Origin of the sequence: Prevotella sp. PTAC, from assembly GCF_013166535.1 — a bacterium.
GTDB lineage: Bacteria > Bacteroidota > Bacteroidia > Bacteroidales > Bacteroidaceae > Prevotella.
Genome location: NZ_JABKKK010000004.1, coordinates 141,090 through 157,939, shown reverse-complemented (window position 1 = coordinate 157,939; position 16,850 = coordinate 141,090). Strand labels below are relative to the sequence as shown.

6 protein-coding genes are annotated in these 16,850 nt (G+C 48.6%); 4 read left to right on the top strand and 2 right to left on the bottom strand.

The features are described from left to right. The first annotated feature begins 819 nt into the window (after window positions 1–819). The 3 genes from HPS53_RS04195 (at window position 820) to HPS53_RS04185 (ending at window position 8,788) form a co-directional block, all read left to right on the top strand. A complete protein-coding gene (locus HPS53_RS04195; RefSeq protein WP_172204584.1) occupies window positions 820–2,925 on the top strand; it encodes a rhamnogalacturonan lyase in 2,106 nt (701 codons plus the stop codon). A gap of 134 nt (window positions 2,926–3,059) precedes the next feature. Then, a complete protein-coding gene (locus tag HPS53_RS04190) occupies window positions 3,060–7,649 on the top strand; it encodes a cellulosome protein (protein ID WP_172204582.1) in 4,590 nt (1,529 codons plus the stop codon). Between the two features lie 248 nt (window positions 7,650–7,897). Further along, window positions 7,898–8,788: a sialate O-acetylesterase gene (locus HPS53_RS04185; RefSeq protein ID WP_172204580.1), complete on the top strand. Its 891-nt coding sequence runs from the start codon at window positions 7,898–7,900 to the stop codon at window positions 8,786–8,788. Here the strand turns inward: HPS53_RS04185 and HPS53_RS04180 are convergent. Beyond that, a complete protein-coding gene (locus tag HPS53_RS04180; RefSeq protein ID WP_216651883.1) occupies window positions 8,769–13,046 on the bottom strand; it encodes a hybrid sensor histidine kinase/response regulator transcription factor in 4,278 nt (1,425 codons plus the stop codon). The genes HPS53_RS04185 and HPS53_RS04180 overlap by 20 nt on opposite strands. A 149-nt stretch (window positions 13,047–13,195) precedes the next feature. Between HPS53_RS04180 and HPS53_RS04175 the strand changes: the two genes are divergently transcribed. After that, window positions 13,196–14,665 carry a glycoside hydrolase family 28 protein gene (locus tag HPS53_RS04175; protein WP_172204576.1) on the top strand — a complete coding sequence of 490 codons (1,470 nt, stop codon included), beginning with the start codon at window positions 13,196–13,198 and terminating at the stop codon, window positions 14,663–14,665. Window positions 14,666–15,194: 529 nt separating this feature from the next. Here the strand turns inward: HPS53_RS04175 and axeA1 are convergent. Further along, entirely contained in the window at window positions 15,195–16,613 is a 1,419-nt protein-coding gene (gene axeA1 / locus HPS53_RS04170; protein WP_104370370.1) for an acetylxylan esterase AxeA1, read from the bottom strand. Between the last annotated feature and the right edge of the window lie 237 nt (window positions 16,614–16,850).

Genomic DNA, 16,850 nt, shown 5'->3' with positions numbered 1-16,850 from the left:
TAAAGACTAAAAGAACGGAAACGAAATCGCTTACGGCATGATGAAAAACCACCCATCCGACCGGGCACATGTAAAATAGTTTCACAATCGAACCTGTGATTTTTTATACAGTTCAAAAGTTAAAAACGACAAGTATTTACTTTGTTTTTTGACAAAACACTATTTACCGACAGTAAATTTCCGGAAATTTCAACCAAAACGGAAGTTATTTTGCATTCAGATACCGGTTGGCATGCAACGGGATACCCGTTGCGATGCGTTTAGACACCCGTTGCATTGCGTTCAGATACCCGTTGCACGGCAACGGGTATCTGAACGCAGAGCGAATAACAGCCGGAAACAACAAAAAAAGGCTTCCGGCACAAAGTACCGGAAGCCTGACAAACAGGCGGCAAGGCAAACGATATGTGCCGACGGCCTGCAAAACCATGAGCAATCACGGTCTATGGGGACAAAAAGAGAATTGTGCCATCTTTCTGTTTTATCAAAAAACACGGTATGCCCGAATGTATCTCCATGCAAACCGATAACGCGTCAGCACTGCCACAAGAACCTGTTTTGTAATTTTTTATCATAAGATTATCTTTTAACACCATTTCTGTCGCTACAAATTTACAATAAAACATCATCAGATAAAAGCAATATCACGATACACTTCACTATACATCACATGAAATAAAGATATACGCCAACTCCATATCTCCGACGCATTACGGCATACGTCGGAGATTTGACCGCAAGACGTTAAACCTTTCGCCACGCCGGACATCACAATAAAATATAAAAGAATAAATACTGACCATACATTAAACAAATCGAATGAAACGAATTCTTATTTTCACGCTTCTCGCCTTAGGTGGTCTTTATGCGTGGAGCCAACCGCGGTATGACATGAAGAATATCGTGAGGGAACAACTCAACAGAGGTGTTGTGGCAATAAAACAGGACAACGGTAACGTGATAGTAAGCTGGCGCATACTTACAAGCGACGGCAAAGGAGAGCCATTCGACATCTACCGTAACGGGGTTAAACTGAACGACCTGCCCATGACGGACGGCGGAACTTTCTTCACAGACAAAAAACCGTTGTCGGGCGATGTGACATACGAGGTGAGAGGCGGTGGAAAAGACGGTTCATATATATTGAAGGCCGACGCTCCGGCAGGCTACCTGCCCATAGCGCTGCAAAAGCCGGCAGACGGCATCACACCGGACGGACGCACATACACCTACTCGGCAAATGACGCGAGTGTTGGCGATGTGGACGGAGACGGACAGTATGAGATAATACTGAAATGGGATCCGTCCAACTCGCACGACAACGCGCATGACGGATTTACCGGCAACACGATCTTTGACTGCTACCGCCTGAACGGCGAACGCCTGTGGCGAATAGACATGGGCAAAAACATACGCAGCGGAGCACACTATACGCAGTTTATAGTATACGATCTCGACGGCGACGGACGGGCGGAAGTGATGATGAAGACTGCCGACGGCACTATAGACGGAAAAGGAAAAGTGATAGGCAATGCCGACGCCGATTGGCGTCACGGCGTCAATGAAGCTATGGCCCACTTCGACAAGAACCGTGAAAGAGCGGTGAAAGAGGTACGGGAAAGAGAGAGGATGCGCCGCGAATGGGAGGAGATGCGCAAACAGGATAAACGCCACGACACGGGCACTAAAGATAAGAAAGGAAAGAAGAACAGCAACCGCCAATGGCAGCGCACTCCGTGGCCGGGAGTTGGTTTCAGGTCGGGAAAGATACTCGAAGGTCCCGAGTATCTCACGGTGTTCAACGGACTGACCGGAGAAGCGATGGCCACAGTCGACTATATCCCGGAACGTGGCGACATGAGCGGTTGGGGCGATGAGAAAGCCAACCGCTCGGACAGATACCTCGCCGCCGTGGGCTATTTCGACGGACACAAGGCAAGCGCCGTTTTCTGCCGCGGATATTACACACGCACCGTAGTCGCGGCATGGGACTGGGACGGCAAGACACTGACAAACAGGTGGACATTCGACACCAACGACGAGCGTTGGCGTTCGTATGCAGGCCAGGGCAACCACAACATCCGTGTGGCTGACGTGGACGGAGACGGACGCGACGAGATAACATACGGCTCGATGGCCATAGACCATGACGGGACGGGACTGTACAACACGGGCATGGGACACGGCGACGCAATGCACCTTACGGTCTTCGACCCGACAAGCGACAAGCTGCAACTGTGGGACTGCCATGAGAACAGGCGAGACGGAAGCGAACTTCGAGACGCCGCTACTGGCAAGATCATATTTCAAATAAAAAGCGGATTCGACGTGGGGCGGTGCATGGCTGCCGACATCGACCCGACAAACCCGGGACTGGAAATGTGGAGTTCGGACAGCCACGGTATCAGAAACATAAAGGGCGAACAAGTGTTGCCGGCCAAGGCAAAAAAACAGATGAAAGCGAAACAGGCCGACAGCGACGCGGCAGCGTCCGCCAATGACAACACAGCCCTATACTACCGCGGCGCACGGGTATCGACAAACTTCGGAATATGGTGGGACGGAGACCTGTTGCGCGAATTGCTCGACCACGAGACCGTGACGAAATACGACTGGCAGACCGGACGCACGTATCCGCTTATAAAGTTCGAGGGTTGCAGGTTCAACAACGGCACGAAGTCAAACCCGTGCCTGAGCGGCGACATTATCGGTGACTGGCGGGAAGAGGTCATAACCCGCACGGAAGACAGCAACGAACTGCGCATATATGTATCTACCGTTCCCACAGGACACCGCATCAACTGCCTGATGGAAGACATGCCCTACCGCCTGAGCATGGCAACGCAAAACGTGGGATACAACCAACCGCCACACACGGGCTTCTACCTGGGCCCAGACAAATCGGCTGTAGAATTTCTGAAATAAAAGCATTAAAATGCGTTCATAACGAACAAAATCACCGATATATGTACGATTGTCATATATCGGTGATTTTGTTTATTCCTATATTTGCCACCGTAAACAATAATTGATAACCCAAAACAAACTTAACCGATCGTATGAGAAAAACTATCATTGCCTTGATCATGGCAACAGTATTGCCATGTGCCACGCAAGCACAACGCATACAGCAGAAACTCGGACGCGCAGTAGTGGCTGTGACCGACAAGGGGCAGAATGTGCTCGTATCATGGCGAAAGCTGGCGCAAGAGCCGGAAAACATAACTTACAACATCTACAAAAGAAGCGGAGGAACGGGAGAATACACAAAAGTGAACGCTGAGCCTGTGAAGAAAACAAACTTCAAGACCACACGCAGCGCAATCCCATACGGTAGCGAACTGGCCGTGACTACGGTGAGCGGCGGTGTGGAGAGCGCCAAGAGCGCACCATTCATGTTCAAGGAACAGGCATATAAAGATGTATTTCTGGACATAGATTTCGAGACAACCATACTGAATCCTGACGACTATAAGGTAAAATACGCATGGCCGATGGATCTCGACGGTGACGGAGAGTTTGACGCTGTGTTGGTAGACCGCCTGTTCACCGGCGACATACTCACAGGAAGCCATAAGATACAAGCCTATACATTCGACGGCAGGTGCCTATGGACGATAGACATGGGACCGAACGTCGACATCTGCGCAGGACAGAACGACATGGTTGTGGCTTACGACATCAACTGCGACGGCAAGTGCGAGGTGATAATAAAAAGCTCGGACGGAACCCGTTTCTGGGACAGCCAAGCGAATACATGGGGAAAATACGCCAATGGCAGCGAAACGGCCGACACGGACGGTGACGGAATAACCGACTATCGGAAGCAGGGCAAGCGCAATCCGCCGTTCTACGTATCCGTGGTAGACGGGCGAACGGGAGCGGAAATCGCCTGCAACGAACTGAAATATGAGGAAGTAAAAGACGGTGCCGACAGCTACGGACGAGACAACAGAACCGACTATATGGACGACAACCACGGCACTGAGTATGCTTTCCTGTGCGGACATTTCGCCATCTGCTACTTCGACGGTGTACATCCGTCGCTCGTGATGGAATGCCTCAACAGGACAAAGAGCGACAAGAAACACCATAACTACGTATTCGCATGGGGATATGACTGGACTGGCGGCAAGCCGTCTGACTGGCACCACTACTATACATGGAGCCGAAACGACAAGACCCCGTGGCCGGCAGAGTTCCACCAACTGCGCGTGGCCGATACCGACGGTGACGGAATAGACGAGATGCTGCAGGGCGGTTTCGGAGTAAATCCGAGAAAAGGGATGGTGTTCAGTGCCGGAATAGGACATGGAGACCGCTTCGACGTGAGCGACATAGATCCCGACAGGCCAGGCATGGAGGTATTCGCCATACAGCAGTCGGAACTGATGGGACAGGTGCTCTACGACGCCGCGACTGGCGAACACATCAAGGAATGGTACCTGCCGAGCGTATTCGACGTGGGACGCGGGCGCTGCATGGACGTTGACGGCGGGCACAAAGGCTATGAAATATTCTCGCTGCTGCCCAATCTGTACGACTGCAAAGGCAACGTGATAAAAGAAGGTACGACCACATACCCCATGGAAGGCTCATGGTGGGACGGCGATCTGCAACGCGAACTGATAGGAACCCCTGGCGGAAGCGGCTACGGATCTAACGTAATGATAACGAAATACAACGGAACAAGACTCATAGAGTTCTCGAAAGAAAGTTCATGGGCGGTACATTCGGGCTGGGCAAACCGTCCGGCGTTTATGGGAGACATCATCGGCGACTGGCGCGAGGAAATAATACTGATGAAACAGAACGAAGAAACAAGTACAGGTATAATAGGATACTCTACCGACATAGAGTCAGATTACAGTTTCTACACTCTGCAAGAAGACCCGCACTACCGTCTTGACTGCACTACGAGAGGATACTACCAGATGCCGTGCACAGGCTTCTATCTCGGCGGAGACATGCCATATCCGCCACTGCCGCCGACAATGGTGACCGACCTGAGATGGGCATCTGGAAACGCCTGGGGCACGACTGCGTCAAGCGGAACTTTCAAATCTTTCGACATGACCGCCACGAAAGGATATGCCGACGGCAACAGCATAATATTCGACATCAGCGGAGACAACTCGTCGGCAATATCCATAAACGGCAATCTGAAACCCAAATCAGTGTATCTGATAAATCCAAAGGGCCATGACTATACGTTCAACGGCAACGGAACACTGTCCGGCGACATGAACCTATACAAATCACTGCTTGGAACAGTCACGTTCGACAACAACCTTGAATACACAGGTACGACAGTGATAAGCGAGGGTACACTATTCGTGAACGGAAAAATAACCGGCAACGTATCTCTCAGAGCAAAAGGAACACTGGGCGGAAACGCCATCATAGACGGTGATGTAAGTTTTGAAAAAGCACTCAACTACGAGGGATGCCGGCTCATGCCATCAGGTAAAGACGGCACAATGACATTCAACAGGAGTCTCACACTTCCGGGAGATGTATATATAGAGGTACAGGCGGGAGAAGGAAAAGCAGGCCGGCTGATAATAAACGGAGATCTTACACTTGACGGACAGAACACATTTACAGTCAATCATGACGGCATTGCCGAGGGCGAATATATCTTGGCCGAATGCACCGGCAGACTGACGGCAGACGCAACGAAAATCAAAACCCGCGGACTCGTGGGACAAAACTATGACATACGTGTTGAAGACAACCGCATAACACTCACCATCAACGGCACACGCACTCCGGCGGAAAATGTCACATGGACCGGAAACGAAAACAATATATGGGACTACAAGAGCGAGAATTTCAGTGTCGGAGGCTCAGCCACACCGTTTGTCAAGGACGACAAAGTGGTATTCGACGACCAATCTGGCAACAGAAACATCACTATAAATGAAATGATGGTGACCGACGGCGTGACATTCGACATAAACAACGGCACTTATTCGCTAAGCGGCAACGGAGGAATCAGCGGTAACGGAGGCGTGACAAAGAACGGAAAAGGCGAGGTACGCATGGATTTGAAAAACAGCAACTACACCGGACAAACCGTTGTGAACGACGGAACACTGACTATAACCAATATCTTTGACGGGGGACAAAAGAGCGCTCTCGGAGCTGCCACGGCAGAAGAAGGAAACATCAGACTGAATGGCGGAACACTGAAAATGGATGCCGATAACATGGCAACCGACCGAATAATCACCGTAACGGATACGGCGACCATAAACGTAGCCAACAGCAAAGGCTCACTTTCGCTCAAAGGAACAGTAAAAGGCAGCGGCTATCTCGTAAAAGACGGTCCAGGGCAACTAAACTTCACATATCCAGGCGAAAACAGTTTCGCAGGAATGATATTGAAGCAGGGTATCATAGCACAGGGAGCATGGAACTCAACATTCGGAAAGACCGGTTCGCCAATGAGACTTGAAGGCGGAGAAGTGCAACTGATAAACATGAACAATTCAAGCACAAGGCCTGTATTCAACTATTCCGCGACTGTCGTAGAGGGGAAGAGCTGCACCATAAAAGGCACGACAAGAGGCGCCATCAACGGAAATTTCAAGGGCAAAGGCCGTCTCACGATAGTGTCAACAGGTGTACGCAATGACATAGGAGCTAATTTCTCCGCATTCGAAGGCACACTGACAGCACAGGGGGAGAACTTCCGTCTGATGGATAATGTGACAGACATGAGCAAAACAAGCGTTATAATGGATGCCGGTTGTAAAATCGGCCACTATGCCTCTAATGGCTCGGCGGCAAAGGCCATAACGACCAAAATTGGCTCACTGGCATCTGAAAGCGCAGACTGTACGATAGGAAACGGTTCCGACTCTTATGAAATAGGTTTCAAAGAAGAGGATGTCACCTACCACGGTACACTTAAAGCCAAGTCAATAGCAAAGAAAGGAAACGGAACATGGACGCTTACCGCCAACGGAAGCACGTCTAACGTTGATGTATACGCTGGCACACTGCAATTATACAACAGCCCGTATTCCGTCAATCCGGAAGGATTTACATCGGGAACCGTGACGGTAAGAGACGGCGGAACGATCACAGGTACCGGATCGGCAAAGAATATTACCGTAAACAAAGGCGGCACTGTTACAGCCGGATACAACAACGGGTATGGCACTTTGAAAGCCGCCGGTAATGTAACGATGAACGCAGGAAGCACAATTGCGGTCAAAGCAGGTCTCAGTAGCTCCGGAAGCGCGGTCAACGACGCTTTCAAACTGATGGGAACCACAACCCACAACGGTGATACAATCATTGTGATATTATCTCCTCAAAGAACACTTACGGCCGGTGAAGAACTAAAAATATTTACCGGCAATGGCGTTCAAACAGGTTCTTACATTCTGAAAACCGTATCGGAAAACCAAGTCATCGAATGGGATGACTCGCAACTGCTGACCGACGGTATCCTGAAAGTGGCTTCGGCAATCACAGACATAAAGGGCATCACCGGTTCTTTCGGCAATGAGACGGAAGTGGATGTATACTCAACGGACGGTGTGCTGCTGAGAAGTAAAGTCAAACAGTCTGCCGCTCTTGACGGACTCTGCCGCGGGGTGTATGTCATCAACGGACATAAGATAATGAAAAAATAATGTTGTAATAATAGTATCAAAGCAAAGCCGATGAATGTCGGGCTATCCGATGCCTGATATTTATCGGCTTTAAATAAATGTAACGGAAAGCATTCACAAACGGAAATAGCTTATACACAATGTCAAACAAGTCATAGTTACATGTAAAACGAGTCGCATAATTTCATAATGACATATATAAAGCAATTCGCAAACACCGGCAAAAACAATCGAATAACAAACATTCGAATAACAAATGAAAACATATTATGAACAAACTGAAACTATTCGCCATCGCTATTATCTTTTGTGACATAGGAGCATCAGCCCAAAAACAGGCAAGCGTGTTTATCACTGCCGGCCAATCAAACGCCGACGGACGGGTATACAACACCGAGGTACCGGACTATCTGAAAGCAGGATACGGATATTTGCATTTCAAAAACGTGACAAACGCAAGCAACGGGATATTTGAGAAAAGAACATTCGACAATCCGAAAGCACGCTGGGCATTCTGCGATGTTACAAACTACCATATCGAAAAAGCTCTCAAAAAAGATTTCTATGCTATAAAATGCACGTATGGAGGTACTTCGATAGATACTTCAGCCACTGTGGCGAGCAAGCCTGTGTGGTGTGCCGACAAGGAATGGATAAACCGAACAGGTGCCTATCGCGGTGATATAAACACAGGAAAATCACTTACCAAATCACTTACCGACGGTTTTGCCGACTGTGCCGACATTACGTTGACCGAACTAAAAGACGGATTCGACGTTAAAGCCATCATGTGGCATCAAGGCGAAAGCGACAGAAAACAAGCCGCAAACTACTACAAGAACTTCAAGGACATGATAAACTACATGCGCAACGCCATATACATGAAGACAGGAAAAGAAAAGGACAAGACACTGCCTTTCATCTTCGGAACCGTTCCGCACAAGAGCAGACAATACAGCCGTGAGGTAGAAGAGGCTCAGAAGAGAGTGGCATCAGAACTCCCCAACGTTTATTGTATAGACCTGAGTGATGCCGGACTGCAAGCCGACGGACTGCATTTCGATGCCGCCTGGACCGAATACGTAGGCAAAATGATGTACAATAAACTTGTCGAGCTGAAACTCGTGAAAGGCAAAAAAGTCAAGATAGAGAAGCCGTAGTCTTCCCATACTTGCTCGGCACCACCCCATAGCGGGCCTTAAAGCACTTGTTGAAGTACGAAGCATCCTGTATTCCCACCTTGTAACTGACCTCAGACACCGTCATACGCCCCTCTGCAAGCAATTCGGCCGCAATACGCATGCGTTCGTTTTGCAGATATTTATTCGGAGACACTCCGGTGAGCTCCTTTATCTTGGTAAACATTTTGGTACGTCCCATGCCAAGTATTGCCGCCAGCTTATCTACGGTAAATTCCGGATTGCCGATGTGCTGAACCACAATGTGATCTATACGTTCCTTCAATGTCTTGTCGGCATGAGACATGAGCAACGGTGAATTTTCCTGTACTTCGGAATACTTGCCGCTCTTAACGGCAGGATCCACACCTTGACGCACTGCGGCCGGCTTTTTACGGGCATTGTTTATCAACTGCATGGCACGCCCCACGAGCAGTTTGAAATTGCAAGGCTTCACCATATAGTCATCTGCCCCGGCCACATAACTGCGCAAGCGGTGATTCTCGTCGTCGATAGCGGTAAGCATTATCACCGGTATGCGTGACGTGACATCATCGCCTTTCAACTTTTTCACAATGTCATAGCCGGTAGTATCCGGCAACATCACATCACAAACAATAAGCGCCGGAGATGTTGCGGAAATACCGTCGAGCGCAGCCTGCCCCGTCATATAACCCACAGCATTGAAATATACGCCTATCTCGGCACAAATCTGGGCCATCATGTCCGGGTCGTCCTCTACCACAGCCACCGTAATATCATTTATGGCATCAGGTCTCAACTCGCGTATTATCTCATTATCGGCCGATGTATTCTCCTCATTCTCCGTCTTCTTCACGGCAGATGATTTTTTATAGTCTTCTTTCGAGTACGCGCTTGCCACAGAGGGCAGCATGAACGTAAATACCGAACCTGTCCCATTATCCACAGGCCGATATTCGAGTGTACCTTTATGCAGCTCCGCCATCCGGTGAGATGTATACAAACCGATTCCCATTCCACCGCTCGAAGCATACCCGCGCATGAATGGTTGAAACAACTGTGCCATCTGCTCGCAGCTCATTCCCGGTCCGTCATCCTCTACCGAGAATGACAGCCACTCATCATTTTTACGCAAAGAGACTCTCACCTGCCCACGCTCAGGAGTATATTTGATAGCGTTGCTTATGATATTATACACTATTGTCTCCACCATCTGATGATCGAACGGCACACCATATTCCCTGGCAAACGGAGTGAATGTGAAACTTATGTCTTTCTGCTTTGCCATAGGCCAAAAGTCATTGTATATATCCTTTACAAAAGCAATGATGTCTCCTTCTTCCACGTTGAGCCTCATGTTTCCGGTATTAACCTTCCTGAACTCCATCAGCATGTTCACAAGACGCAACAGCCGTTTAACTCCACGACGAGCTGTCTGCACGGCGGCTTTCGAAGTACCGGCCTCGCCCGCCTGCAGTTTATCCACAGCTCCTTGGATAATGGCAAGAGGAGTACGGAACTCATGTGTTATATTAGTGAAAAATCCGATACGGAACTCGGTCATTTCTTTCTCGATCCTCATTTGCTGATTCAGTCGCAGACGCTCACGGGCATTATGGTAAAGATATATCCCGAAAGCCGCGGCAATAACAATATAGACCATCCAAGCCCAGACCGTGCCATACCAAGGCCGGCGAATGACTATCGTCAGGGTGCTCTCCCCACTCCATTTGTTGTTACTCAGCGAGCGGATGTGAAATATATATGTGCCGGGGGCGAGGTTGCCATACTCCACATGATTGACGCTTGTCGCCTGGCGCCACGTCTCGTCAAGACCTTCAAGATAATACTGATATAACGATGAGTTGATTTCCGCATACTCGAAATTAGAGAATGAAAGCGAGATCGTGTTCTCATTGTGACCCAATGTTATCTTGTCCGAGCGATGTACAGACACAGCCATATCCTCATTGTCACCGAGCGGTATGCCGTTCACTCTCATATCCGTTATCACCGCCTGTGCCGCGGCATTACCGTCACTATCGTAATTACGGCGCGGAGTAACAACGGTAAGTCCCTGACGTGTGCCGAATAGCAGCCTGCCGTCATCAAGCCTCAGCGCACAGCCCTCTGAATAGATATTCCGCTCGAGTCTGCTGTCAAACCGATAGGTTTTAACTTTCATGTCATCACCGTATATTCTCGACATTCCACTCTCCGTCGCGACCCACACACTGCCATAGTCATCGCGAATTATTGAGTTTATAGTGTTATCGGCCAGCCCCTCTTTGGTTGTCACCGTGCGGCACTCCATCATCCTCATGTCTTTCGAGAATCGGCATTTTACAAGTCCGCCGCCTTTTCCTCCCGCCCACAGACAACCGTCTATATACCTGATACAACGCATCTCGTCTATCGGGAAATCGCTGTTCATGGTATTGAAACACTTGAAATCGGCGTTCTTTATGTTCTTTTTCTTGGTATCAACGGCATACAATCCGTTGCTCGTGGCTATCCACAACCAACCGTCCGGCGAAAGTTCAAGCTGATGTTGCCGTCCCTCGTTGATGTTACGGTACAGTAATCTGTCGAACAACAGACGCCCGTCAGCTGTCAACGCTTTGGTGACAATCAGTCCTTCCTCATAAGAAGCAAGCCATACACGCCCCATGCTGTCCTGCTTTATGTCGTAAAAATCGTTCGACGGCACATGGTACGTCTTCTCATATTTACTGTAATAATCCCCGTCCACATAAAGACCGTCGCCTCTTGTAGCCATCCATTTCCTCCCGTCTCTATCCACAAGATAAGCGAATACACATGCTTTTGTCTCTCCCTGAGGCTCTATGGATCGGACTTTCGAGTCCAACCGATACAGCTTATTGTCCTTTGTGCTTACCAATATGCTTCCATCCTCGTCACGTGCGGTCATACGCACATAATTGGACCAGTCGCCCACACGCCCCGGAACTGGCATCAGAAACGACGCCATGGCATTGTGAGACACCGATATGCACGACACTCCGGCCTGATCTTGAGTAACCCACAGATTTCCTCTGCGGTCTATCATTATGTTCATCAGATAGTTATTATCTATCACCGGATGAGGGTCATCGGCCGAGAAACGCCTCAACGCACCACTCTCATGATGATAAACAAAAAGGCCATTACCATAAGAAGCGATGTAAAAAAGACCGTCATCTCCACGCCTTACCTTGTATTTGCGCTTCCGTTCAGCCGTAAACCTCACATCGGGAAGAAGCGACAGTTCTTTCATACTGCCGTCGGGAGCGAATATCCACAGCCGTCCCGTACTGTTTGACTCAAAGAAATATCCGTCTACGGAGTCGAGCAGCAATCCGTTCGGCACTTGATATTCCTCCGGTTTATCTACCTCAAACGTGTTAAGATCAATACTATAAGTACCTATTCCGAATATCATCCACTTGTCGCCCCACACGAAATTACTCCTAACTGTCTTCACCGTGCCGAGCACTTTGGGTATAACCATACGGCGAAGGAGTCTACCCTTGGGTGAAAACATCTCCACGGTATTGTTCTCCGACAGACATAATATATTGCCCCGCCACGTATTGCCGATGATGTATTCCCTTCCGCCTACAACTGTATGCCATCTACCACCGGTCCCGTACTTCATAAGTCCGCGGGCTGTCAAAGCCCATATACCACGCTTTCCGTCTTCGAGCATTCTCGGCACGTTATCGCTCGGCAACGCACCTGATTTACTTGTATAGTCCGCGCATGTAAATGTTCCATTATCACATGTAACCTTGCGTATTCCCGAACGTGTGTCATACATCCACATATCGTTGCCCGAACGCAGGAAACGACGGTACGGCCGTGTCTCGTCACCACGCCCTGTGTAGTCGACAAAGCGTCCCGAATGCAAATCATAGCATGCAAAGGCAAATGTAGAGGAATGAATCCACAACATATTGTTCGGCTCGTCCATATACAGATTGCCCGTAGTGGCATCCATCTTCCTCTTTCTGTCGCTACTAAGCGAATAATAATTCACAAACGAATATCCGTCATATCGGCACAGGCCGTATGCGGCTCCCATCCAGACAAACCCGTCTTTATCTTGCAACAAGTCGTAAACAGTGTTACCCGACAATCCGTCCACAGACGATATGCGTCTGCCCGAAAGTGCCATGCCGTCTATATTATCGTCTATTTCCGCCGCAGGCATCACCACAGGCAGAAACGACAATACCATAATCAGTATCGTTTTCAAGTACATTTGTTATTAGTCTTATTTTGCAAAAATACCTTATTTATATGAGTGAAACAAAATAATAGCGTACTATTTTACCGGTTTACGAACAATTCTACCATTTAAATGTACGTAATTATTATTTAATTTGCAGTCAAAACATCATAGCAATGAGAAATATTCTTTTACTTATCGTTCTTTGGACCGGTATCCACGCAAATGCCGCAGGCGAATATGACGTAAGAGACTTCGGTGCGGCAGGCGACGGAAAGACGCTCGACCACGAGGCAATAAACCGGGCGATAGACTCGTGCGAGGCCCGTGGCGGAGGCCGTGTGGTATTGCCGGCCGGCACATATTTGTGCGGAAGCATACGGTTGAAAAACAACGTGGAACTGCACATCATGTCGGGAGCGACCATTCTGGCAGCACCACCATCAATGAAAGCATACGACGAGGCCGAACATTTCGGCGGACCGGAGTACCAGGACGGCGGACACACATATTTTCACAACAGTCTTATATATGCGGTAGGCAAGCAGAACATATCTATTACCGGCCGGGGAATGATAGACGGCAAAGGACTAACAAGAAAAGATACCGAGCGGGCGGGTAACGTGCAGGGCGGAAGCATAGGCACGGGCGACAAGGCAATAGCACTGAAAAACTGTCGCAACACGCTCATCAGAGACGTGACAATATACCGTGGCGGACACTTCGGAATAATAATGACCGGCTGCGATGTCGGCACTGTGGATAACGTGACGATAGACACAAACCGTGATGGTTTCGACATCGACTGCTGCAAATATCTCACGGTTAGCAACTGCAAAATAAACACACCGAGCGACGACGCACTGGTACTTAAAAGCTCATACGCCCTGAAACGACCCGTGCTCTGCGAACACATCACTATCAGCAACTGTGTAATAACAGGATACAAGGTGGGCACACTGCTCGACGGCACATATTTGCCCGAAAAAGTAAACTGGGTGTGCGGCCGACTGAAATTAGGCACGGAGTCGAACGGAGGCTACCGCAACATAGCCGTGACCAACTGCACATTCATGTACAGCAGCGGCCTGGCTTTCGAAGAGGTTGACCAGGGCTTGATGGAAAACATCGTAGTGAGCAACATATCGATGAGCCATGTGCACCACTACCCCATATACATAACCACAGGATGCCGAAATCGAGGCCCGAAAGAGCGGACAGACGTATCGAGCGCAGCCGACATAATGATAAGCAATGTCATGGCAGACGATGTAGACTCGCTGGCCGGCATAATCATCACCGGAATGCCGGGGCATCCCGTGCGCAACATAGCGCTGAGCGACATAAGCATACGATACAGAGGAGGTGGCGCCAAAGAACTTGCATACAAAAACTACCGTGAGCAAGGCACAAACTATCCCGAGCCGAAATTTGCGAAGGAAACACCTGCCTACGGACTATTTGCCCGCCATGTAGACGGTCTCGACATCAGTAACGTAACTTTCCATACGGCAAAGCCCGACTACCGTCCGGCAATTATGCTTGACAACGTGAACAGTGCCACTATCAGCAACCTGAAAGCTCCGGTGGAGAAAGGCGTTAAGAAGATTGTGACTGTACGCAGCAAGAACGTGACTGTGAAATAAACCAAACACAACTTCTTTGGTACGCCCTATAAACTCTTATACCACAACAAAACATACAGACGCTTTACGGCAATATTCATATAAAGGTAAAATCATAGTACAAAAACAATAATAAATACTAACTTCTAAACTATTCTGCCGTCCAAAGCCAGTTTTTTAGGTTTTTGGGCGGCTTTATTTATATATCTCATTTGGCAATTGTATATGCGACCTTAATTAAACGGGAAATAGGTACAAAACGCTTTTATCCCTAAAACAAAATCCATACTCAGACTAAAATCACGCCAAAAGATACTCCTTACGACATGCTTAACAGCATTTCATTCCACAATGGGATTATTATACAAGACAGCGGAAAACAAAAATCGGCGCAACGGGATTTTCGTTGCACCGATTTCACAGCGTAATAGTTTTATGATAACCCAGTTTCAATCATCATGATAAATCCGTTTCAATTAAGAACAAAATACTATACATGACCGCAAGTTTGCTTCTTTAATGAGGCATTTACGGTTTTCAATCTTTTCGTTCACTTATGCTCTTTACGTATGCTCTCCGCTATGACTTCTGCCATACGCTTCGCTCCCTTTTCCGTAGGATGAACGCCATCACGTTGCATCATGTCGGAAGCGGGGTCGACGACCGGATTTAGGTCGATAATACGCAAGTTGTTTTTCTTTGCCACTTTGTTGATAACAGGAATGATATCCGTCGTGATTATGGAATCACGTATCTCGTTATCGTCTTTTTTCCTTTTTGTTCCATCCACCCGCACAGGAGTACAAAGATATATCACCGGCTTTGTGGGCAGAGCCTTCAACTCGTCTATCATCTGTTGCATGTCGCCACGAAACTCCTTGGCGTGCCTGTCCCAGTTTTTAGGTTTACTATCGTTCGTGCCAAGTTTTATCACCACAATATCAGGACTGAAAGCCTTGGCTTCGGTCCATGCCTTCTCTTTCATATAGGGTCGGTCACCGTTGTTAAGCATAGTGCGGCCGCTCACCCCGAAATTTTTCACGAAATAATCTTTGCCCAAAAAGCGTTGAAGCTGTGCCGGATAGCCTTGTACATCAGACATGTCGATACCATGACCGTCTGTAATGCTGTTTCCTATACAGGCCACACGCTTGGCATCTGTCTTCGGTGCGACAAGCGTTTTGAGCCACATGCCCAGTTCGTCGAGCATCTGGTTGTGGTAAGTAAAAGTGGAACGGAAGCCGAAACCATGACCTCCTGAGGGATAGATGTGCAATGATGCCGGCACACCGGCACGGCGCAGAGCTGTGTAGTAAGGCAGTCCGTTTGTCAACGGAGGTACGGCCCTGTCGTCACCGGCCATGATAAGTATCGCCGGCGGAGTGACATGACGGCGCACCTGCTTGTCATTAGAAAACTGGCGCACCAGTTTCTCATCACCGCGCCTGTCGCCGAGAAAGCCCACCACCGAGCCTTTATGCGTCTGTTTCTCATCCATCGAAATCACCGGATAGAACAATATCTGAAAATCCGGACGGCTCTCTATCGGGGCATGAGTGGCCGTGGTAGAAGCAAGATGCCCTCCGGCAGAAAATCCCATTATGCCTACATCATTGCGGTTGATACCCCACACTGCCGCGCTGTCTCGCATCATGCGCACCGCATCCTGTGCGTCGCTCATAGGAATTGTGCGGTCACCTTTAGGCATACGGTATGTCAGCACACCGTAAGCAATACCCTGCCCGTTAAAATATCCTACCCAGTCGGTACCCTCATTCTGCATCGACAGATGAGAATATCCGCCCCCCGGACAGCCCACAATAGCACGCCCCGTAGGGTTCTCGGGCAGGAATACCCGCATGTTTGCCTTGCCGTCGGGAGTGATATTGACGGTAAACGTTCTCGCAGTCTGCGCTTGCAACGACATGCTCAATGCCGCAAAAGCGAAAAGAATAAATGATTTCTTCATTATTTTCGATAATTAATAGGTATATACAAAGGTAGTAATAATTATTGAAAGGGAAAAGCGTTTTCAATGTATATTTAAGTTCATGAAAGACAATATATGCCATTGCCGAGACGCAGTATGAATAAACGGTCTCACAATCGGATGCAATATATTTTCATATCATCCGGCATTTTAAAGACCACGAATTGCCACTCATAGCCATTGCACGTTCCGTTATTAAGAAAAACATTCGGAAAA